Below are 23,511 nucleotides of genomic sequence, written 5' to 3'. Positions count from 1 at the left end.
TAGTATGAAAGAGATTGATCCAAAAGTTTATAAGAAACATCACAGTTTCCAGGATTTTAAAAGCCATAAAACTGGAATTATCGAATACCAAAAAGGTAGAGCCGTTCGTGTTTTAAATGAATGGTCTATGGGAACACTTGTTACCACTCATCCTATTCACCAAAAAGAAAATTTTAAAGAAATCCTAACGCAAGTTTTGGTAGACTTAACTTCTACTTCTGATGAGGTTTTATTTAAGATCACTCCTTTTATTGCGGAGGAGATGTATACTTATAGCGATGAAGAACTTCTTCGTTTTTTTTATCATAGATATAGATACGATGTATTTCCTCAATTAGAGAAGTTAGACCAATATCCTCCATATTTGCAAATTGAACCATCTTCCATTTGTAATTATCGTTGTGTGTTCTGTTATCAAACAGATACTAACTTCTTTAAAAAAACAACCCCTGGTATGGGACAAATGAGTTTGGAACTTTTTAAAGAGATAGTTGACCAAGCTACAAACAATATTGAATTTCTTTCGCTTGCTTCTAGGGGAGAACCGCTACTCGCAAAAGAGATCGAAGGGATGTTGGTTTATGCAAAAGATAAATTTTTAAATCTAAAAGTTAATACGAATGCATCATTGTTAACAGAATCAAAGGTTCATGCCCTTCTTGCGGGAGGTGTAAAAACGGTAGTTTTTTCCGCAGACGCAGCTGAGGAGCCATTATACAGTCAGTTACGAGTCAATGGGAAACTAGATAAAGTCCTGAAAAATATAGAAATGTTCCAGAATATAAGACAGAAAGAATATTCTTCAGTACCCATCATAACACGAGTATCAGGTGTAAAAGTAACTGAGAAACAGGATATGGATTCTATGGAGAAAGTTTGGGGTAACCTTGTAGACCAAGTAGCATTTGTTAACTATAATCCTTGGGAAAATATTTATGAGGCAAAACCTAACGGTCAAACGAAAGCATGTTCAGATTTGTTTCGTAGAATGTTTATCTGGCAAGATGGATTAACCAATCCATGTGACAGTGATTACAGGTCTACTTTACAAATGGGGAAATTTCCAGAAAAATCCATTTCTGAATTATGGAGAATGGAAAGATACGAAGGTTTACGTGCTGCTCATAAATCTGGAAATAGGCAAATAGTAAATCCATGTAAAGGATGCGCGGTAGTTTAAATCTAAATGGCTAAAGTTGCAATCATTACTGGAGGGAGTTCTGATATTGGAGTTGCGATTGTTAAAAAATTTATTGAAGAGGGGAATAAAGTTTACTCTCAATATAATACAAACCCAATCAATTTAGAAAATCCAAATCTATTTCAAATTAAATCTGATTTTTTAAAGTTCGAAGAAGTTGATAGTCTAGTTGAATATGTTTTGAAAAAAGAATTGGTAGTTGATTATCTTGTGAATGCAGCAGGAATTATAGAAGAGCAAAACTTCCTTGTATGCAGCTCGGAGAAAATTGAAAATTTATTTCAGGTAAATCTCTTCTCACATATTTATCTAATGCAAAAAATATTTCCCTTGATGTTAGAAAATAAGTTCGGTCGAATTATTTCGCTAAGTAGTATTGGCGTAAAATATAGTGGATCAATTAATTCTACCTATTATAGTGCATCAAAGAGTGCACTGGAATCTGTTACAAGGTCTTATGCTAAATTTGGGGCCGAATCGAATGTTTTATGCAATAATATCAGAGTTGGCGTAGTAGATACCAAGATACATAGGAATAAAGATCTTTCTGCTCGGACTCAATTGATTCCAGTAAAAAGACTAGGCAGACCTGAAGAGATAGCTGGATTCGTTTTGTATTTATGTTCGGAGAAAGGGGATTTTGTCACAGGACAGGATATTGCTATTAGCGGAGGTGAATGAATTTTGCAATTGGAAAAACTTCCTTCACATTTAAAGAGGTATTTTGATCAGCTAAGTAAAGTTATTTCATATTCCAGTGAATCTTGGTATTATTCAACCAGTCATTTTTTTTCAAAAGTCGGTGCCTATGAGGCTGTAATTCAATTTCGGAATGGCTCCAGGGCTAATGTTTGGCTAATATTTAGTCAGCTTTGTCGTTATACGTTTAAGGTTAGTTTTTTATTTCTGTTTTATATATTCTCAAAATTGATTTATAAGATTTTTGGTTCCAAAACAAAAATAGCAAGAAAAGAGACTATTTATTTAGATTCGTATTTGTTGGTAAAGAACGCTTTGGAGGGTAAGGGGCTTGTTGAAAGTTACTTTCCTGGTTTAGTTGAGTTTTTAAACGGTAAGAATTATAATTGTATTATTCTGCCAAGACTTTATGGCTCGCATAGCCTAAAGGAAATTTATCAGCTTTTTAGGGTTTTTAAAAATAGTAAGGTTACAATTATAACAGAATTTCAACTTTTTGATTATCAAGATTACTTTAGACTGATAATTTATTTAATTGTTTATCCAGTTAAAATGTTGGATTTTTATTTTAAAAAAATTCAAACTCAACCAGAAAATGACTTTTTAAAGTATTATTTTTGGTTAGATATGAATGGCTCTAATTTTTATGGCGCTGTTCGTTACCTTTATGCAGAGAAATTGGCTAAAATCTTACGAGAAGGTGATCGGATCGTTCAATGGTTTGAGAATCAGCCCTATGAGAAATGTCTCAACCGCGCTTTGAATTCTAGTACTAAAAATATCAGAATTTTTGGTTGTCAGCTTTTTTTATACCCACAAGAGCTTTTTAACGCATATATTGATCCTAATGAGTTGGAGTTTCATAAGCCAGGAAAGATTTTGGTTAATGGCGAATTCTATTTAGAAAAGAGTGGTTCTGGAAATGCAATTGGACCTTCATTAAGATATAAAAAATTGTTTGAAACGGTAGTTCACAGGAATTTAACTACGGCTCGGTTAATTTTGTTATCTTACTTTGATAATGCTAATCAATCGATAATAAAGTTAATTAATTCATTGAATCAATCGGGTGTTCATCTGGTAAAGTTGCATCCTTCCGCATCAGAGTCTCAATTGAAAGATTTGATCAATTTTAATTATAGTATTGCACTTGAAGATATTTATTCACTTTTTAATAACGTGAGTATAGTTGTTGGAGCAGCTTCTGGCTCACTAATTGAGGCTATTGCTTGTGGAATTCCAGCCATTATAGTATCTGAAAATGGCGGAACTGAATATAATTATCTTCCCGATTTTTGTAAAGGTGTCTTATGGGATGTTGCATTTGATAGAGATAGCTTTTTAATTGTTGAGGAAATGTTGGTTAATAAAGTAAGCACTAACGATCCGTTAAGATTAAACATGATTCAACGAGTAAGAAACGAATTGTTTACTGAACCAACCAATGAAAGAATTATCGAAGCTTTTGAACTGAATTAGGATTTTAATAGAATCAAATTAATCCTTTTATTGAATATTACCAAGCTAAATTAAGGAACCAGAAATAGTTATAAAATGAGTATTTCAAAACATTATAAAAACAAAAAAGTTTTAATCACTGGTCATACAGGATTTAAGGGAGCTTGGCTTACTGCATGGCTTAAAATGATGGGAGCTGAAATTTGTGGGATTTCACTGGATCCGTTAACTACTCCGAATCATTTCGAAGTTGCTAACCTTCAAAAAGGGATCACTGATCACAGAATTGACATTCGAGACAGGGCCTCTTTAGAAAAGGCAATTCTTGATTTCAAACCTGATTTTGTTTTTCACCTCGCAGCGCAAGCCCTTGTTCGAAAATCCTATAATGATCCTTTGGAGACTTGGAATACCAATGTTATGGGAACTTTGCATGTATTGGAAGCACTAAGGAAATTAGACAAAGCTTGTTCTGCAGTTCTTATCACAAGTGACAAATGTTACGATAATGTTGAATGGATTTGGGGTTATCGTGAGAATGATGCTTTAGGAGGACCTGATCCTTATAGTGCATCAAAAGGTGCTGCGGAACTGGCTATCAAATCTCACATTAAATCCTATTTTCCAAAGGATACGAGTAAGGTAAGAATAGCCTCTGCAAGAGCAGGAAACGTAATTGGTGGCGGTGACTGGTCAGAAGATCGCATAATACCTGATTGTGTGACAGCATGGGCAAATCATGAAACCGTTGAACTTCGAAATCCAATGGCAACCAGGCCTTGGCAACATGTATTAGAGCCTTTGAGTGGATATCTAAGTTTAGGTGTTCATTTATACCAAAATAAAGAACTACACGGCGAGCCTTTTAATTTTGGACCATTAGCAAACCAAAACCATAGTGTTCTAGAACTGGTTAAACAAATGTCAATTCATTGGAATCAAGTAAAATGGAAAGATATATCGGGGGAAACAAAAGGTCCCTATGAGTCAGGTTTATTAAAGTTAAACTGTGATAAGGCACTTGCTCATTTAAATTGGGTAGCAGTCATGGGATTTGAGGAAACAGTGCAGTTTACTTCCGAATGGTATAATACATATTATAGTAATCCATCGGAAATTCAAAAAATGACAGATAGACAAATTGAACAATACCAAGAGAAAGCAAAGTCCAAAGGTTTGGCTTGGGCAAATGACTAGTAAAGACATTCTTGTAACTCCTTTAAAGGAGATTGAGACTCCGGGTGGAAATGTGCTACATGCTATCAAATCTGTGGAATCAACTTTCAAAGGATTAGGGGAAGTATACTTTTCTTGGATCGAATTTAATTTTATAAAGGCCTGGAAAAGACATAATCGAATGTTTATGAATTTAGTTGTTCCTGTGGGAAATGTGAAGTTTGTCTTTTTTAACGAATCAACAAATGAATTTCGAGTAGAGACTATCGGCGAGAAAAACTACTGCCGTATCTCTGTTCCACCTGGTATTTGGTTTGGGTTCCAAGGGATAGATTCACCAAAAAGTTTGGTGGTAAACATTTCCGACATTCTTCACGAACCGACTGAGTCTGACCGGTTAGATTTAAAAAGTATCAACTATAATTGGGAGTCTTATTGATGAAAGCAATCATTTTGGCAGGTGGGTTTGGGACAAGACTTTCCGAATATACAGATGTGATTCCGAAACCAATGGTTCCCATTGGTGGAAAGCCAATCCTATGGCATATCATGAATCACTTTGCGCGGTTTAATCACAATGATTTTTACATTGCTCTTGGTTACAAAGCAGAAGTTGTAAAAGAGTATTTTTTAAACTACCGATCTTTAAATTCTGATTTTTCAGTGAATTTAGAAACAGGCAAAATCACCCATTATAATTCTCCTAAAGTAGATTGGAACGTTACATTAGTCAATACAGGAGCTGACACCATGACAGGTGGGAGGCTTCTGCGAATGAAAGAAATTATTGGAAACGAGACCTTCTTACTCACTTATGGTGATGGACTATCGAATGTTGATATGGATAAACTAATTCAATTTCATAAATCTCATAAAAAAATGATTACAGTGACTGCGGTGCATCCTGGTGCTCGATTTGGTGAATTGGAAATCGAAACAGGTAGAGTCATTAGCTTTCAAGAAAAACCCCAAACAACGCAAGGATGGATTAATGGTGGTTTTTTTGTGATTGAACCTAGTTTTTTTGATCTTCTCGAAAATGATCAAACAATACTTGAAAAATCCCCGCTGGAAACAGCATCTAAAAATGGCGAACTTATGGCATACCAACATGAGGGTTTTTGGCAATGTATGGATACAAAGAGAGACAAAGATCATCTTGAAGAATTATTTCAATCGGGAAGGGCTCCCTGGCTAAATTAAAACTACTAGTCATTGGGGGAACCGGTTTTATCGGGTCTCATATAGTTCAAAAAGGGATCGATAGTGGACTTGAAGTTACTTCCCTTTCACTAAAGAAAAATCCAAATATCGATAAGGTAATTTCGATACAAGCTGATCTATCGGATCGCGCATCGCTGCATTCAATCCTTTCAAGTGAGAGGTATGACTATGTGATTCATTGTGGTGGTTACATCGATCATACATTGTTTCAGAATGGTGGTCAAAAAGTAATTTCTAATCACTTAACTTCTCTTTTTGATTTAGTTTCCGCTCTAGATAGATCAAACTTAAAAAAGTTTTTATATTTGGGTAGTAGTGATGAGTATGGAAATTCTCCTTCGCCTCAAAAGGAAGACCTCCGTGAAAATCCAATTTCACCATATTCTTTTGCTAAAGCCTCAGCTTCTCATTTTTTACAAATGCTTTGGAGGACTGAAAAATTTCCAGCTTCGGTTGCTAGATTGTTTTTAACTTACGGTCCAGGGCAAGATGAAAAAAGATTTTTACCTCAAATCATCAAAGGTTGTTTAAAAGATACCGTGTTTCCGTCATCTCTCGGGGAACAAAGTAGGGACTTTTGTTATATAAGTGATACTGTGGAAGGATGTTTCAAAATTTTAGAAACTAGTGAAGCCAATGGAGAAATTTTTAATATTGCCTCTGGTGAAAAAGTCACGATACGGCAAATCATTGAAAAGGTAGTATCGACCATCGGAAAGGGTAAACCTGATTTTGGAAAAGTTCCTTACCGCATTGGTGAAAATATGTCTTTGGTAGCTGACATTTCAAAAGCTAAGCGAATGCTTCATTGGAATCCAAATACGAACCTAGACCTCGGTCTTAAGAAAACAATCGAATACTATCAATGAAAAAAACAAATTCAGGGACACCAACCCCTTTAGTAAGTATTTTAATGAATTGTTACAATGGCGCTGAATTTTTAAGAGAAGCCATTGATAGTGTGATCGCTCAGACATATCAAAATTGGGAATTAGTATTTTGGGACAATCAATCAACAGATAAAAGTGCAGAAATTGTTCGCTCTTACAATGATCCAAGAATTAAATATTATTACTCACCTGAACATACTAAACTCTATAAAGGTAGGAATTTAGCAATAGGGAAGGTTAATGGTAAATACATTTCGTTTCTTGATACAGACGATGTTTGGGAAAAAAATAAACTAGAATTGCAGATGTCGGCTTTTGCTAATTCTGATTATGATCTAGTCTGTTCAAATTACGATTTAATTGATCCGAAATCCAAATTTATCAAAAAAGCGAATCGGTTTAACAAACCTTCTGGGTTTATCACCAAATATTTGATAGATGAGTATTATATCGGAATCTTAACAGTCGTTTTTGATGTTACACTATTAAAAGAGAATAATTTAAATTTCAATCAATCCTATAATCACATTGGCGATTTTGATCTGTTTTTAAAATTATCTGAAAATCATAAAATTCTATATATGAGTAACTCTCTGGCCAGTTACAGAATACACGATAATAATTTATCTTCTAAAAAAGAATTGGAACTTTTGCGCGAAATCAAGAAAATGATTCGGGAAATTTCACATAGAGATTTCTATTCTCGCAATTTGAAATTAATTTCAAAACTCAAATTAGTTAGGCAATTTATGCTATTAAAGTTAGTCATTAGAAAAGGGAAACCAGTAAAGATAAATAATATTCTGAGATTTATGTGTTATGATTTTTTAAAGTTTTCTAAATTACTAATATTGTTTTTTATACATAAACTAAAAAGTAACAGTAAAGTTTAGGGAGAAATCACTAAATATGTTTATACATTGGATACTAAGTGAATGAAGTAAGAGTATTACTCCTCTCTCCTCTACCGCCACCATCTGGCGGAGATTCAACATGGACTGTTATGTATTTGGAAAATGCACCAAAACTTGGTATCGCTGTGTCTTTGGTGAATACTTCGTTAATTGGACAAAGGTCTGAATCTGCTGGATATACTTACTCTCTATTTGATGAATTGAAGAGAGCATTTTCAATATGGATCAATTTGTTAAAGATTCTAATCCAGTGGAAAAAAACTAATATAGTTCATTTTAACTCTAATTGTTCCCCGAAAGGTTTAGTCAGAGATTATTTGAGTGTCCTTTTGATAAAATTGTTTTCTATACCAATTGTTTTTCATTGTCATTGCAATGTCCCGGATCAGTTGAGAGAAAGTAAGGTTGGGTTTTATTTTTTAAAAAATATAATAAAATTGGTGGATAGAGTCATCGTACTTAATTCGCGATCTAGAAACTTTATTTCCGCAAATTTTCAATTTGCATCTGATATAGTTCCCAACTTCATCAATTTAGATTTGGTTGGTTTGAAGCGGAATCGAGTTCTTAAGAAACTAAAAAAAATAACTTTTACAGGTCATATTCGACGAACTAAAGGGATTTTAGAAATTCTTAAAGTGGCAAAGGCTTTCCCCCAATTGATATTTTATTTAATTGGTCCGATGACAGAAAATTTGGAAGCAGAAGAATCGATTGGCTCCAATGTAAAGCTACTCGGGAGTATGGAACATGATCAGGTGTTGGATTTTCTAAGAGAATCCGATCTTTTTGTGTTCCCATCGCACACTGAGGGTTTTTCTGTTTCAATGCTCGAAGCTATGGCTACCGGTCTTCCTGTCGTAGCAACTGATGTTGGTGCTAATGCAGATATGATCGAAAGTAAAGGTGGCATTATCATTCCAGCGAACGATGTGTTCGCCCTTAAGAAAGCAATTGAAAGAATGAAAGACGTTAATTTGCGAAAGAAAATGTCTATTTTCAATATTGCAAAAGTTAAAAATAATTATACATCAGAAATAGTTCTTAATAAATACTTAAATATCTATAAGTTGTTAGTATAATTGAATTCATTTTATTAATTTGGAAAAAATTTCATGAACAAAGCATACCAAATCTGTACAAAAACTGTAATCGATTCAACCCTTCCTGATGTAACATTTGATAAGGATGGAATTTCCAGTATATACTGGGACTTCCAAAACAACGTAAAACCAAATTGGTTTCCAAATGAAAAAGGACATAAAATTCTAGAGACTTACGTTGATCAAATCAAGAAGTCTGCGAAGAATAAAGATTTTGATTGTATATTAGGACTAAGCGGTGGAGTCGATAGTTCCTATATGCTTCACACGATGGTAAAAGAGTATGGACTTAGACCTCTTGTTTTCCACGTAGATGGCGGTTGGAATTCTGAAATGGCCGTGAATAATATAAGTAAACTTGTAGATAAGTTAAATTTAGATTTATTCACAGAGGTAATCAATTGGAATGAAATGAGAGATTTTCAATTAGCATGGTTTAAGTCGGGAGTGCCTCATATTGATATTCCGCAGGATCATGCCTTTGGAGCAGTGCTTTATAAATTTTCAGACAAATATAATATCAAATATATACTCAATGGAGGTAATATAGCAACCGAATGCGTTATTATGCCATATAAGTATTATTATTGGGGTACTGATCTAGTTCATATACGCGATATTATCAAAAAATATGGAACGATACCAATGAAAACTTATCCTTTCAGCTCTGTTTATAGACATAAAATCTATCAGAAGTATATCAAAGGGATGAAAGTACTAAAACCTTTAAATTTTATGCCTTATTCCAAAAACTTGGCAATTGAAACTTTGGAGAAGGAATACGGATGGAAATCATATGGGCAGAAACATTTTGAGTCCAGATTTACGCGGTTTTATGAAGGATATTGGTTACCTACTCGTTTTAATTTTGATGTAAGAAGGAATCAACTTTCAAGTCTGATCTTAACGGGCCAAACGACAAGAGAGGAATCACTAGAAGCTTTAAAAAAGCCATCGTATGATCCAGAATTACTCAAACAAGATTTTGAATTCATTGCTACAAAGCTTGGGATAAGTGCAGATGAATTGGATCATTATCACAAGATGGATTTGAAGTTTTACTGGGATTACAAAAACGACCATAAGAAACTAAAGTTTTTAGAAAAAGTAATTACATTTCTTAACTTAGGTAGAAGGGGTGGGGCTTTTTAGCAATAACTCATATTTATGCTTACAATTATAGATTATGGTTTAGGGAATATACTTTCATTTCAAAATGTTTACAAAAGGATAAATGTTGAAACCCAGATTGCAAAATCTGTCGCTGGTTTAGAAAACGCCACTAAATTAATCCTTCCAGGGGTTGGTGCTTTTGACCATGCAATTGACCTTTTAAATGAATCAGGTATGCGAAGTAAAATTGAGGAGTTGGTATTGGAAAAAAAAATTCCCATAATTGGAATTTGCGTAGGTATGCAAATTTTGGCAAATTCAAGTGAAGAAGGAGTAAAACCTGGATTAGGGTGGATATCAGGATCTGTTAAAAAATTTAATTTTAATCAGTTAGAAAAAAAAATTCCCATGCCACATATGGGATGGAACGACGTGAAACCAAATGAAGCTGGATCTGAATTGTTTCGCGAGTTGGAATCAGATTCACGGTTTTATTTTTTACATTCCTATTATTTTGAATGTACGGATAAACAAAACGAAATTTCTAACACAGACTATGGTATTGTTTTTTCAAGTGCTATTAAAAAGAATAATATCTATGGTGTTCAATTTCATCCAGAAAAGAGTCATCACTATGGCCAAATACTTTTAAAAAATTTTGCTGAGATATAAATGCTAAGACCAAGAATCATTCCTTGTTTATTAGTAAAAGATGGCGGTCTTGTGAAAACACAGAGGTTTTCGGAACCCAAATATGTAGGTGATCCGATTAATGCTGTAAAAATCTTTAATGAAAAAGAAGCTGATGAGTTGATTGTAATAGATATTGATGCAACTCGATATGCTAAGGAACCTGATTTAAAACTTTTACAAAACCTTGCAAATGAAAGTCGAATGCCTTTGTGCTATGGGGGAGGCGTAAAAACAGTTATTCAAGCTAAAGCCGTTGTTTCTATGGGTATAGAAAAGGTGGCTTTAAGTTCTATCGTAGTAGAGAATCCTAATATTGTCTCGAATATTGCAGATGAAATAGGTAGTCAAAGTGTTGTAGCTGTGCTTGATATAAAGAAAAAAAAGTTAAGCTCTAACTATGAAATTTGGACTCATAACGGGACAAAAAATTCTAAAATAGACCCTGTTGATTTTTCACTTAGACTTCAAAGTTTGGGTGTAGGAGAAATAGTGATAAACTCAATCGATTATGATGGTATGATGAATGGTTTAGATTTTCCTATTCTTGAAAAAATTTACAATCAACTAACAATTCCGATGACAATCCTCGGTGGTGTTGGTAGCTTAAAAGATATTGAAGAAGCAGTGCAAAAATTTAAGTTTATTGGCGTCGGTGTAGGTAGCTTCTTTGTTTTTAAAGGGAAGTATCGTGCTGTGATGATTAATTACCCAACAATAGAAGAACGAGATAGTTTTTCTAAAGACCTATAGAATTTTTAGAAGGATTCAATAACTAGATGCTAAAAGCGAAAAGTATTCTTTGCACTAGATTTAATTTGCCGTTATTGATTTCGTTTTTCGGTTTATGTTTGGTTTTGCTTAAACTACTGTATAAATTTGAGAATGTATGGGAGTTTATGCCATACGATGAAGCCTATCATATACACTATACTATAACTGGTCATCTCGGAAGTGATGGGATTTTTTACCGACTATACTTATCTATTTTAAATCAGTTCGTCACTAATCCAATAGATCTTTATAGAACCAATTTTGCACTGGTAACAATTTTTTTTGGTTTTTCTTTGTTTGCATTTACTTTTAAGGTAACTAAGTCAGCATTTTTTGCTTTTTTGTTTTCCTATTTTTTTCTAATAGTAAATCCAACTTTTTCAATGTCACCTTCCTATATAGCTCATTTTAATGCTTCTTTTATGATGATTATTTTTACACTTGCTTTTGGTAGAAAAAAAGATCAAATGCTTTTGGTTTTGCTTATTGGTGGAGTAATTCTGACATTCATTAGACCTGAATATTCGCTTTCCTTACTATTAAGTATATTAGTAGTGAGTTTCTATGTTTTATACCAATACCTTACATACCAACGTTTAAAATATCCTATCATTATAGCATTGTTATTGTCCTTATTTTTATTTATCAAATACAATCCTACTGATGGACAAAGGAGTTCGATAGCATTTTGTCAGCATTATGCTTATGGGTTATTTCAGTTTGATATGTGGAATGAAGATCCTTGGTCTTATTGCGAACTAGCAATGAGTAGAGACTTCGGCTCTGCTAAAACTATCGCTGAGGCATTATTTGCAAATCCCAGTAAATTCTTCAGCCATGTAGTGCGTAATATTCTAATTCTCCCAAAGGAGTTGGGGAGTTTACTGATTCCTTTTTTTAGTGTTGAGCTTGGAAACAATACTGTTGGTATGCAAGTGGCAGCATACCCAGTAATCCTAATTATTTTATTTTGGTTTGCTGGATTGTTAATTAGTTTGTACCAAGGGCAGAGGAATTTGATATTAAGGTGTTTTGTATTAATTTATTCGATTCCAGTATTAGTGTCAACGATTCTGATTTATCCAAGACCTCATTATCTTCTGATGGTTGTACCATTTTTACTTATTTTCGGGTTCCAGAATATAAGGGAAAAGTTTGGATTGTTTAAGTATAAAGCAAAATTCTCTTTTCCATTAAATACCATTTTGATTGCTTCAATTTTGATTTATATTACACCTTGGAGATTGAGTGGGAAGTCTGGGTTGTCAGTTCCGGACGGCCAGGCTGGGATTCATGGAAAGGGTCTTTGTACAAGTGTTGATAATTTGAATTTTTTAAATCACTTGAACTTTGAGAATAGAGAAATAGTTCTATTGAGTAATCTTGGTTTTATTTCGACGTTTTTGCCAAAGGATATGCGAGTATATCACCATTTTGATAAAAATACCAATTTTGATGAATTTATTTTAAGAAATAAAATAAATTTAGTATGGATAAATTCAGCATTATTAAATGATTTAAATTTCAGAAACGATAACGAATTTAAAAAATTTGTTATTGGTAAGAATGAGGGATGGAAGAGAATGAATATTCCAAACTGCCCTAATGATTTTTTACTTTTTAACTTTTAATAACGAATAACAAACATGTTTAAAAATAATACACTACTCATTACAGGTGGAACTGGTTCTTTCGGGAAAGCAGTTCTGAATCGTTTCTTAAGTTCAGAAATTAAAGAGATCAGAATCTTTAGTCGCGATGAAAAAAAACAAGATGATCTTCGAAAAAAATACAACAATCCCAAGATTAAGTTTTTTTTAGGAGATGTGAGAGATGCCTCCTCTTTAACAGGTGCCCTTTCAGGAGTGGATTATATTTTTCATGCAGCAGCATTGAAGCAGGTTCCTTCTTGTGAATTTTTTCCAATGGAAGCATTTAAAACCAATGTGATTGGAACAGAAAATGTTTTGCAGGTTGCATACGACCTTGGTGTAAAAAAAGTTATTTGTCTAAGCACAGATAAGGCAGTTTACCCCATCAATGCAATGGGAATTTCGAAGGCCATGATGGAAAAAGTTATGGTGGCTAAAACAAGAAATTTTGACGAATCACGTATGATCGTTTGCGGAACCAGGTATGGAAATGTAATGGCATCCAGAGGTTCTGTAATTCCGCTTTTTGTCGACCAACTTTTAAAGAAACAAGCCTTTACGATTACCGATCCGAATATGACTCGTTTTATGATGACTTTGGATGATGCCGTCGAGCTTGTGTTATATGCTTTTGAGAATGGAAACAATGGCGATATTTTTGTTCAAAAATCACCGGCAGCGACGATAGAAATTCTAGCAAAAGCAATCCTCGATCTTTTCAATAAAAAGGATCATCCGGTCAAGACGATCGGTACAAGACATGGCGAAAAATTGTATGAGACGCTTTTGAGTAGGGAAGAAATTACTTCTGCAGAAGACATGGGTGATTATTTTCGTATTCCTCCCGATTTACGGGATTTAAACTATGATAAATTTGTAGAACAAGGTGAAGGAAAAATTTCAATCACGGAAGATTATAATTCTCATAACACAAACAGACTCAATTTGGAAGAAATGAAAGCTCTTCTATTAAAACTTTCTTTTATTCGAGACATTCTTGATGGAAAAGAAGCGGAAACTTGGGATTAAGTTCCTTGGCATTGTGATTTCGAAAAGATAAGTCGCTAAATGTTTTTAGGATTAGCCAGATAAATGAAGATACTCATTACAGGAGCAGATGGATTTGTTGCATCGAACCTACAAATCCATATTTCTCAAAACAAAAATCATGAAGTGTTGTTGCATAATAAAAGAACAACAGAAAGTGAATTATTCCAATTTTTAGAAACAGCAGATTTTATTTTTCATTTAGCGGGAGTGAATCGACCTTTATCGGAAAAAGAATTTTATATAGGCAATGCTGATTTAACAAAACAAATTGTTACACATTTAGAGAGTTTGAATAAAAAAACTCCTATTGTTTTTTCCTCTTCGATTCAAGCACTTCTAACGAATCCATACGGAATTTCAAAGAAACAAGGTGAAGATTCTATCTTTGAGTATAGTAAAAAAACAGGCGCACCTGTATATATTTATCGGTTACCTAATTTGTTTGGGAAGTTTTCAAAACCGAATTATAACTCTGTAGTTGCAACCTTCTGTTACAATGTATCAAGATCTTTACCGATAGTTGTTAACGACGCAGATAAAGAGTTAAATCTATGTTATATCGATGATTTGGTTACTAGTTTTCTAGAAACTTTAGATGGTAAGTTATCAACTGGTTTTGTTGATGTAACACCAGTATATACAATCTCACTTGCAGAATTAGCAAGTTTAATTTCTAGTTTTAGAGACAATAGGGAAAAACTATTGATCGAAAATGTTGGTCAAGGTTTCACTAGAGCATTATATTCAACCTATATTAGTTTTTTGCCGATAACCTCCTGCAGTTATTCCATACCAAAATATGAAGATCCGAGGGGTTCTTTTGTTGAGATGTTGAAAACAAAGGAATCCGGTCAGTTTTCTTTCTTTTCTGCATTACCAGGTGTTACACGAGGAAGGCATTACCATCATACGAAAACGGAAAAGTTTTTAATTATTAGGGGCAAGGCACAGTTTCGTTTCCAACATTTGGTCACAAAGGAATATTATGAGTTAGTGGTAACTGACGAAAACCCAACGATTGTTGATACGATTCCAGGTTGGACCCATGATATTACAAATATTGGCGAAAATGAATTGATAGTTATGCTTTGGGCAAACGAAGTTTTTAACAGAGAGCTACCTGATACTATTGCCGCTGAAATCACAAAATGAAAAAGTTAAAAGTATTTACTGTAATTGGAACAAGACCAGAGATCATTCGGCTTTCGCGGGTAATGATCGCACTTGATGAAGTATGTGATCACAAAATCATTCATACTGGTCAAAACTACGACTTTGAGCTTAATGAAATTTTCTTTCAAGATTTGGGAATCAGAAAACCTGATTACTTTTTGGAGGCAGCAGGGGGAACTGGAGCTGAGACAATTGGTAAAATTATAATCGGTTTTGATGAATTGTTGTCTAAAGAAACTCCGGATGCTCTCCTTGTGTTAGGTGATACTAATAGTTGTCTTGCTGTGATACCTGCAAAACGACGTAAAATTCCCATATTCCATATGGAGGCTGGAAACCGTTGTTTTGATTTACGAGTTCCAGAAGAAATCAATCGACGGATTGTGGATCATACATCTGATATTAACTTAACGTATAGTTCCATCGCTCGGGAATATTTATTACGCGAAGGATTGCCTCCAGACCAGATAATAAAAACCGGAAGTCCGATGTATGAAGTTTTAAGTCATTATAAAAATAGAATTCAATCTTCAAAAATTTTGGAACAATTGAATCTAAAAAGTAACGAGTATTTTTTAGTATCTGCTCATAGAGAGGAAAATATTGACTCCGAACAAAACTTCCGTTCATTAGTGGATACACTTAATACCATTGCTGAGAATTATAATCTCCCTGTGGTTGTCTCAACTCACCCAAGGACGCAGAAAAAAATAGATCATTATAAGATTCAATTTCATAAAAATATTCTGTTATTAAAACCATTAGGTTTTATGGATTATAACAAACTTCAAATCGAGTCGAAAGCAGTGCTTTCCGATAGCGGAACTATCACAGAGGAATCCTCTATTTTAAAATTTTCTGCTTTAAACATTAGAGAAGCTCATGAAAGACCGGAAGGTATGGAAGAGGCGGCAGTTATGATGGTAGGCCTTAGTAAAGAACGGATCCTTCAAGCACTGGCTTTATTGGAAACGGAAGGAAAAGATTTCTTTAACCAATCTAGATTGGTAGGAGATTATTCTATGCCCAATGTTTCTGCAAAGGTTGTTCGTATTATATTAAGTTATACCGATTATGTGAACAGAATCGTTTGGAAACGATACTGATATTTCTTTTTTAAATTTAATGAAAGTTCTCATCATTGTAGACGACTATTTACCAAAGAGCGTAAAGGTAGCTGGTAAAATGATGCATGAACTTGCCTTAGAGTTTTTACATTCTGGTTATGATGTCACTGTAGTGACTCCAGATCCAGATCGAAAAGAATCTTATATAATAGATGATCTAGATGGAATCAAAATACTTCGTTTCCGATCAGGAAGAATTAAAAATGTTTCAAAACCCATCCGACTAATCAATGAAATCCTATTGTCCTTTCGTGCGGTTAAGGCTTTATCACATTGGTTAAACGCAAATCCTCATGATTTCGTTGTATTTTATTCTCCCACTATTTTTTGGTCAGGGTTAGTTAAATATATAAAGAAAATTTGGAAATCTCCGTCTTACCTAATTCTCCGGGATTTTTTTCCACAATGGGTTATTGACAATGGAATCATTGGCAAACACTCTATACTCGCTTATTTATTCCGTTTTTACGAAAGAAAGTTGTATGCAACTGCTGACATAATTGGTATTCAATCCCCTGCCAACTTGAAATGGTTTTCAGAAACCAATCCAAACTTACGTAATACGCAACTATTATACAATTGGGCCTCTCCATTAGGAGATAACAAAAAAATGGTTCCAATTGATATTAGAAAAAAATACAATCTTAGTGATCGTATTATCTTCTTTTATGGTGGAAATATCGGTCATGCTCAGGATATGAAAAATCTTTTGATACTTGCGGAACGAATGTTAACTTTTCCTAAAGTACAATTTTTATTCCTTGGGGCAGGGGATGAGTTTCAATTAGTTCTAGATACGATTAAGAATAAGAACTTATCGAATTGCCTATTGTTAGAATCTGTGTCGCAGGATGTATTTACGTCTATACTGACTCAAATTGATGTAGGACTTTTTACTTTACATCCAGACCACAAAACGCATAACTTTCCAGGAAAAATTCTTGGATATATGCAAGTAGGTGTTCCGATTCTTGGTGCGGTGAATAGGGGAAATGATTTAAAAACTGTGATCGAAGAGGGAAAAGCAGGGTTTGTTTCTTTTGCAGGAGACCACGAAACTTTATACAATAATGCAGTTACCTTATTAGATACAAACCATCGCACAACGATGGGAAAAAATGCTATAAAACTTTTGGATACAACATTCTCAGTAAATACAACTGTAAAAAAAATCATTCATTCCTTAACAAAGGAAAAGGTATTTCCTTAAATGAAGGAGATTACTCGCCGACATTCAAGATGGTTTGAGCGTATTCTGTTAAGTTATTTGTTTCAGTTTATATCCGGTGGGATAGTCTTAATTGTAGCTTCAGCAATTCCCATTTGGGGATTTAAATTTTGGAAATCAAATGATCCAAATTTATACACCTCATTAGCTACTAGCTTATTATCTTTTCTGATTGCTACCTTTAGTTTGCGTAAGTTATTTAGATTACCAGCTTCTGAATCGGTTTCTTATGTTTTACCAATATCATTAATTTGTTTTGCATTTCCTATATGCATTATTCTTTTTTTGCGTATTTCTTATTCGATTCAAATCTACGTTATTGGATTCATAGTAACTTTGTTATGGTGCTTTGCGGGTTTTTTCTTGGGGAGAAGGTATCGATTAATACGGTATGCGATATTACCATCTAATTCCAGTGCTGACTTGGTTAGTTCACATGGGGCATTATTTTCAATTTTGAATTCTCCAGATTTAAATGGACAGAGATATAATGCAATTGTCGCTGATTTCAATAGTCCAATGTTATCTCCTGAATGGGAAAAATTTTTAGCAAAATGCACATTAGCAAGGATCCCTGTTTATTCTGAGAAAAAAATTAGAGAATTTGTAACAGGTAGAGTTAAAATAGACCACCTTTCTGAAAATGTTTTTGGATCACTTTTACCATCTGAGTTTTATGAAACAGTAAAACGATGGATTGATTTTTTTACATCCGTAGCTTTAATTCCGATTTTTTTGCCATTATTTCTTTTGATTGCTATATTGGTTAAACTTGAGTCTAAAGGTCCTGCTTTTTTTATTCAACCTCGAATGGGTTTTCGTGGAAAAGTATTTCCAATGTTAAAGTTTCGAAGTATGTATATGGATAAGGAGGGCAGTGGATTTACGAATCCTATTGATGATCCTCGCATTACGAAAATTGGAAAATTTATTAGGAAATACCGAATTGATGAATTACCACAGTTGTTTAATATTTTAATTGGACAGATGTCTTTTATTGGACCTCGACCTGAGTCATTTGAACTGTCCAAATGGTATGCAAAGGACGTTCCTTTTTTTGCTTATCGTCATGTAGTGCGACCGGGAATAAGTGGCTGGGCTCAAGTCGAACAGGGGTATGCGGCAGAGGTAGAGGGGATGAAGGTAAAGTTAGAATATGATTTTTACTATATTAAGAATTTTTCCTTTTGGCTGGATTTATTGATTACATTTAAAACTATAAAAACAATAGTAACTGGGTTTGGGGCAAGGTGAGAAGATCTTGTATATCAAATTTTGAGTCTAACGAATATTAAGAATTTATAATAAGTTTTTGTAAGATGAAAAATAAATTTTTAATATTGAATTTGCTTAAAAAAATTTTTGCTTCACTTTATTTGAAGGTTAGTTCCCTTTAATGCATCGTATCTCTCGGGTTCTTTAGTTTATATGCTCCTTATAACTCTATTTTTTTATATTTCAATTATTATTTGGTTATGCCTTAGTGGATCTCGTTCAATCGCAATAGTTCTTGTTCTCATTTGGTGGGGTAGTTGGAATACCCTGTCGTATCTCTCAATTTCAGGTCTTTTTGTTTTAAGTTTTAATACTCAGTGTATGTATTTTCTTTTCTTTTCTCTTTTTTCATTTTCTTACATTGCACATGAACGAATATTTGAAAGTAATTTTGCTGGAGATTCTAACTTAACAAATAACAACGATTTTTATAGTATTTTGCTTTGGATTTCCATTTGTTTTGTTTTACCAGTGCAGCTGTTTTTCGCATCTCATACGGTTTATATCCTAAAGTATATAATGCCTCCTGCTACGTATAGAAATGATGTATTTGGACTTTTAACTGGATCAGCAACTGTATTTTTTAATTCGAATACAGTTGCACTTTTACATTCACTAGTTATTGGACCTTTTCAATATATCTTGTTGTTTTCAGGTTTAGCTTTTTATATACTAAGAAAGAGGTATGGATTGCTTTTGATTGGAGTCGTATTAGTAATTTTAGATTCGCTGATTATGTTTGGCCGGTTTGGTTACCATTATCTTTTAATTTCGGTTCTTCTTGGGTTAGTTTTTATTACTTATTTTAATGGTTTCTCTAAGTTGCGAAGTAATTTATTAAAGGCTTCATTGCCTATTTTTTTACTACTTTTTTTGACTCTTTGGATTACTTTTTATAGAGGATCAAAATCTGTGTTAGATATTTTTGATTTGTTTGTTGTAACTTACCATACGGAATCTTTTTCAATATTCGACGTGGAACTAAAAAATCCGAGTTCGATATTATATCAATATTCCTATGGATTATCTATGTTAGGCGGAATTGAGAGGTATTGGGTTCTAGTTTTAAATAAGTTGGGAATTGGTTATCTTTCTCAAACGGATATCGTTGGTGGTTATCTTCACCAAGATTTTGATATTGGAGTAGATAGGTTTGGGAAGCCCATTCAATTGAATGCCTATGGTTCAATTTTCTTTACTATGTATCGAGATGGTGGAGTCTTCGGAGTTATCTTTTTTGCTGCTATTTTTGGCTTTTTGTTTTCTTATTTCTCTGTTTCTCTTAAAAACAGAGATCCATATCGCTTCTCTCTACTAATAGGATTAATGTTTATTTTAATTTATGGAATTTTCCAGCCTACAACCTTAGGTCCGATGCTTCCTGCCTTATTTTTTCTTGTTGTTATGAAGTTTTTCATTCAAGTGTACAACCGAGTTAGGTTTTGAAATCAATTTTTATTAATGGTTTTTGGCTAATCATAGACAAATTACTTAAATTGTCCGTCGGACTAATTGTAAGTGTTTGGATTGTTAGATATCTTGGGCCCGAATGGTTTGGTAAATTCAATTTTCTTAATGCTTTGATTGTCCTTTTTGGCACGTTAATTTCGTTTGGTTCAGAGGGTATTCTTGTCAGAATGTTAGTCTCGGAGCCAGAAAAACGAGATGAAGTTCTCTTGTCTGCATTTTGGATTCATTTTACATTTGGAATCCTTTCGGTTTTATTGTCTTTTTGTGCGCTTTGGATTTTGAAACCGAATGATGGTTTATATTTCTTAATGCTTATATTGAGCGTTCCATCCTTATTTCGTTGCTTTTCCGTAGTTCGTTTTGTTTTTGAAGCAAAACTTGAGGTAAAGTTTGTAGTATGGGCCGAAAATATTGTTTTTCTGGTTTTATCAGTAGTTCGCGTTTGTTTGATTTCATACAGGTTTCCGCATTTAGCCCTTTTCATTACTTTTGCCGTGGAAGGAGTAATATCTTCGTTATTGATATACTTTCTTTATCTAAGACAGAATGGAACAATTTCGTTTCACTTCCCTCGTTTGAATCGGGTCAAAAGTATATTAAGCGATTCATTTCCACTACTTCTTGCAGGTCTTGCAATTATTTTATATATGAAAGTTGATCAGATTATGATAGGCTCGATATTAGGTGATAGTCAGTTGGGCCTATATAGCGTTGGTGTTCGCTGGAGTGAATTTTGGTACTTTATTCCTATAGGATTAGCATCGTCTTTTTTTCCAAATCTGATCAAATTGAAGAATGAATTTTCATCAGATTATGATAAAAGATTTTTACTTTTGCATGGAATTGTTTTTTGGATTGCTTTTTTAGGTGCTTCTGCAGTTCAACTTTTTGCTGAACCTTTGATTAATGTTTTATATGGTGACTTATTTCAGTCGTCTGCCTCCATATTAAAAGTCCATATTTGGTCTGGCATATTTGTTTTTTTAGGAGTTGCTGGCGGAAATTTTTTTCTGATAGAGAACTTACAAAAGTATACCATTTGGAAAAGTTTATTTGGTTTAGCCGTCAATGTTATTCTTAATTACTTATGGATACCTACCTATGGAATTATGGGGGCTGCAGTTGCTACTCTAATATCTCAGTTCTGCGCTAGTACCCTCTTTTTGTTCTTTTTTAAGGATTTGAGACCATTGTTGAGATTTCAGCTATTGGGATTGTTTTTCTGGAACCTTAATATTCGAAGTTTTGCTAAAAAATTGTTGGAAATAAATAAAAATAAATGATCAAAGGGTTAATTTTTTTACTAAGTAATTTTGTTCAGTTTTTTTTTAAATCTGGGAATGAATATACACTAATTAATCGATTGGATTCCATTGGGGATTATATTCTTTTTCGGAATTTTCTTTCCCCGCTAAAAAATTCGAAGTTTATCCAAAAAAGAAAAATCCTTTTTCTGGCAAATGTTGCTTGGCGTTCTATTTATGAACACTATGACCGAGAATTTGCTGATAAGGTTATTTGGGTTAATGTAGAGCGGCTTGCTCGTAATCGATTTTATAGAATCTATATCTTATTGAGATTAAGTACTTTTAATATTGGAAAGATCATTCAACCGACTTTTTCAAGAAATCATATCGTTGATTTTCTTTTATTACCACTCTCATCAGCCCAGAAAATAACTTCAAAAGGAGATGACCTGAACTATTTAAAAGAAGTAAAATTGTTTAATGATCGTCAATATGATCAATTAGTTGATAATATTGATTCGAACCAATTTGAATTTGAAAGAAATCGTCATTTTTTTAATTACTTAGAGCCGGTTTTTTCTTTAGTTGATTTAGATTTACCATATCGAAAATTTCATGATAAGGAAAAGTTTGTTTCTTTTTTTATCGGTTCAAGTTCTCCATTTAGGCAGCTCTCCATTGAGAATATGAAGTTTATTTGTATGGAGATTCTAAATCATACAAAATACAAAATAACAATTCTTGGTGGTAAAAACGAAGCTAAAAAAGGAACCATCTTGTCGGAATTGTCAGATAGGATTACCTCACAATGTGGACTTACAAATTTAATAGAAACAATTGATTTTATTGGTAACTCTTCTGCAGTTTTGTCAATGGATTCTAGCGGTGTGCATATTGCGATGGCTACAAAAGTTCCGAAAGTATTTTGTTTCTCAAATGGAAATCATCTTTTTCGGTTTATCCCTTATCCTAAGAATTATAAACAAATGATAGCATATTTTCCTCCTCTCATTCAGATGAATATGAGTTCACATAAAAAAATACTATACGACTCTTTTTCTCGTGGGTCGACCATACCCATTGATTCAATTGATTTAAAAAAGCATATAAAAGAAATTATAAAAGAAATTAACAAAATATGAAACTTCCTGTATTGTTGATTGGTTTCAATAGACCTGATTTGACTGAGATTACTTTAAATCGTATTTTAGAATATAAACCAACGATTATTTATTTTGCTGTTGATGGCGCTCGTGATGGAAAAGAAGGGGAGGTCGATAAGGTTACTTCAGTTCGACAGTTAATGGAAAAAATTCCGAAATCCGTTCAGGTGAAAACCAGGTTTTCAAAAAATAATCAAGGATGTCGCTTAGGTGTTTCATCTGCGATCTCTTGGTTCTTCGAGTCGGAAGAGATGGGGATAATTTTAGAGGACGATTGTTTTCCGGACTTATCCTTTTTTACATTTTGCGAAGAGCTGCTTGAGAGATACAAATTTGATACAAAAATTGGGATGATTTCAGGTGTGAACTTTTTTTATAACAAAATTCATCTAAAAGAGTCTTATTTTTATTCAAAATACTTTCATATTTGGGGCTGGGCAACATGGCGGAGAGCTTGGGAAGGATACAAGTCCAAGGATCTTAATTTAGAGAATGTAGAAGATATCCTATCAACATATTTTAAATCGCAAAGACAGATAAAAACTTGGAAACATTGGATAGATGAATCGTCGAGTGGCAAAGTTGATACTTGGGATCATCAATGGTCATACCATAATTGGAAAGAAGATCGAATTTCCATTATGCCATCCAAAAATTTAGTTCGAAATTTGGGATTCAGAGAAGATGGAACTCATACTGTTGATCAGAATTCAAGTTTTGCAAATTTAAAAATCGAAAAATTTGATTTTCCTTTGGTTCATCCAGAGAAAGTGAAGTTAGTTGATTTCTTTCATGAATTTGTTGAGATATTTTATTATCCATCCAGGATCAATAGACAGTTATTGAAATTAAGGGTTTTTATCTTTAATTTATTTAGGAATTAG

Annotated in this window: 22 protein-coding genes; all 22 read left to right on the top strand. The window is 33.5% G+C overall.

The window, feature by feature from the left end; genetic code table 11:
- Window positions 1-4: 4 nt before the first annotated feature.
- The 22 genes from EHQ24_RS18035 to EHQ24_RS17930 all read left to right on the top strand — a co-directional run bounded on the left by EHQ24_RS18035 (window position 5) and on the right by EHQ24_RS17930 (window position 23,511).
- Window positions 5-1,180, top strand: coding sequence for a radical SAM/SPASM domain-containing protein (locus EHQ24_RS18035; protein ID WP_135602981.1), 1,176 nt, complete (start codon window positions 5-7; stop codon window positions 1,178-1,180).
- 6 nt (window positions 1,181-1,186) lie between these two features.
- On the top strand, window positions 1,187-1,882 hold the full coding sequence (locus EHQ24_RS18030) for an SDR family NAD(P)-dependent oxidoreductase (protein ID WP_135602980.1): 696 nt from the start codon (window positions 1,187-1,189) through the stop codon (window positions 1,880-1,882).
- Between the two features lie 9 nt (window positions 1,883-1,891).
- A complete protein-coding gene (locus EHQ24_RS18025) occupies window positions 1,892-3,379 on the top strand; it encodes a glycosyltransferase family 4 protein (RefSeq protein WP_167483101.1) in 1,488 nt (495 codons plus the stop codon).
- Between the two features lie 75 nt (window positions 3,380-3,454).
- Window positions 3,455-4,555: a CDP-glucose 4,6-dehydratase gene (gene rfbG, locus EHQ24_RS18020; RefSeq protein ID WP_135602978.1), complete on the top strand. Its 1,101-nt coding sequence runs from the start codon at window positions 3,455-3,457 to the stop codon at window positions 4,553-4,555.
- 166 nt (window positions 4,556-4,721) lie between these two features.
- Complete coding sequence (locus tag EHQ24_RS19385) at window positions 4,722-4,973, top strand: hypothetical protein (protein ID WP_244310502.1); 252 nt, start codon at window positions 4,722-4,724, stop codon at window positions 4,971-4,973.
- On the top strand, window positions 4,973-5,737 hold the full coding sequence (gene rfbF / locus EHQ24_RS18010; protein ID WP_135602976.1) for a glucose-1-phosphate cytidylyltransferase: 765 nt from the start codon (window positions 4,973-4,975) through the stop codon (window positions 5,735-5,737). Before EHQ24_RS19385 ends, rfbF begins: the two co-directional genes overlap by 1 nt.
- Window positions 5,701-6,627: an NAD-dependent epimerase/dehydratase family protein gene (locus tag EHQ24_RS18005; protein ID WP_208725860.1), complete on the top strand. Its 927-nt coding sequence runs from the start codon at window positions 5,701-5,703 to the stop codon at window positions 6,625-6,627. Before rfbF ends, EHQ24_RS18005 begins: the two co-directional genes overlap by 37 nt.
- Entirely contained in the window at window positions 6,624-7,541 is a 918-nt protein-coding gene (locus tag EHQ24_RS18000; protein WP_135602974.1) for a glycosyltransferase family 2 protein, read from the top strand. Before EHQ24_RS18005 ends, EHQ24_RS18000 begins: the two co-directional genes overlap by 4 nt.
- Window positions 7,542-7,579: 38 nt before the next feature.
- On the top strand, window positions 7,580-8,644 hold the full coding sequence (locus tag EHQ24_RS17995; RefSeq protein ID WP_135602973.1) for a glycosyltransferase family 4 protein: 1,065 nt from the start codon (window positions 7,580-7,582) through the stop codon (window positions 8,642-8,644).
- 33 nt (window positions 8,645-8,677) lie between these two features.
- Entirely contained in the window at window positions 8,678-9,817 is a 1,140-nt protein-coding gene (locus EHQ24_RS17990) for an N-acetyl sugar amidotransferase (protein WP_135602972.1), read from the top strand.
- A 15-nt stretch (window positions 9,818-9,832) separates the two neighbouring features.
- A complete protein-coding gene (gene hisH / locus EHQ24_RS17985) occupies window positions 9,833-10,450 on the top strand; it encodes an imidazole glycerol phosphate synthase subunit HisH (protein ID WP_135602971.1) in 618 nt (205 codons plus the stop codon).
- Window positions 10,451-11,221 carry an AglZ/HisF2 family acetamidino modification protein gene (locus tag EHQ24_RS17980; RefSeq protein WP_135602970.1) on the top strand — a complete coding sequence of 257 codons (771 nt, stop codon included), beginning with the start codon at window positions 10,451-10,453 and terminating at the stop codon, window positions 11,219-11,221.
- A 146-nt stretch (window positions 11,222-11,367) separates the two neighbouring features.
- Entirely contained in the window at window positions 11,368-12,873 is a 1,506-nt protein-coding gene (locus tag EHQ24_RS17975) for a hypothetical protein (RefSeq protein WP_135602969.1), read from the top strand.
- 15 nt (window positions 12,874-12,888) lie between these two features.
- A complete protein-coding gene (locus tag EHQ24_RS17970) occupies window positions 12,889-13,923 on the top strand; it encodes a polysaccharide biosynthesis protein (protein ID WP_135602968.1) in 1,035 nt (344 codons plus the stop codon).
- Window positions 13,924-13,986: 63 nt separating this feature from the next.
- On the top strand, window positions 13,987-15,096 hold the full coding sequence (gene wbjC, locus EHQ24_RS17965; protein WP_135602967.1) for a UDP-2-acetamido-2,6-beta-L-arabino-hexul-4-ose reductase: 1,110 nt from the start codon (window positions 13,987-13,989) through the stop codon (window positions 15,094-15,096).
- Entirely contained in the window at window positions 15,093-16,223 is a 1,131-nt protein-coding gene (gene wecB, locus EHQ24_RS17960; RefSeq protein WP_135602966.1) for a non-hydrolyzing UDP-N-acetylglucosamine 2-epimerase, read from the top strand. The genes wbjC and wecB overlap by 4 nt, the downstream gene beginning before the upstream one ends.
- Before the next feature lie 19 nt (window positions 16,224-16,242).
- Window positions 16,243-17,454, top strand: coding sequence for a glycosyltransferase family 4 protein (locus tag EHQ24_RS17955; protein ID WP_167483099.1), 1,212 nt, complete (start codon window positions 16,243-16,245; stop codon window positions 17,452-17,454).
- Window positions 17,455-18,726: an exopolysaccharide biosynthesis polyprenyl glycosylphosphotransferase gene (locus EHQ24_RS17950; RefSeq protein WP_135602965.1), complete on the top strand. Its 1,272-nt coding sequence runs from the start codon at window positions 17,455-17,457 to the stop codon at window positions 18,724-18,726.
- A gap of 174 nt (window positions 18,727-18,900) precedes the next feature.
- Complete coding sequence (locus tag EHQ24_RS17945; protein ID WP_135602964.1) at window positions 18,901-20,193, top strand: O-antigen polymerase; 1,293 nt, start codon at window positions 18,901-18,903, stop codon at window positions 20,191-20,193.
- A complete protein-coding gene (locus tag EHQ24_RS17940; protein WP_135602963.1) occupies window positions 20,190-21,500 on the top strand; it encodes a flippase in 1,311 nt (436 codons plus the stop codon). The genes EHQ24_RS17945 and EHQ24_RS17940 overlap by 4 nt, the downstream gene beginning before the upstream one ends.
- Window positions 21,497-22,606, top strand: a complete 1,110-nt coding sequence (locus tag EHQ24_RS17935) for a lipopolysaccharide heptosyltransferase family protein (RefSeq protein ID WP_135602962.1) — start codon at window positions 21,497-21,499, stop codon at window positions 22,604-22,606. Before EHQ24_RS17940 ends, EHQ24_RS17935 begins: the two co-directional genes overlap by 4 nt.
- Window positions 22,603-23,511 carry a hypothetical protein gene (locus EHQ24_RS17930; RefSeq protein WP_135602961.1) on the top strand — a complete coding sequence of 303 codons (909 nt, stop codon included), beginning with the start codon at window positions 22,603-22,605 and terminating at the stop codon, window positions 23,509-23,511. Before EHQ24_RS17935 ends, EHQ24_RS17930 begins: the two co-directional genes overlap by 4 nt.

This window comes from Leptospira noumeaensis (assembly GCF_004770765.1).
GTDB lineage: Bacteria > Spirochaetota > Leptospiria > Leptospirales > Leptospiraceae > Leptospira_A > Leptospira_A noumeaensis.
This window is presented reverse-complemented; position numbering and strand designations above follow the sequence as displayed.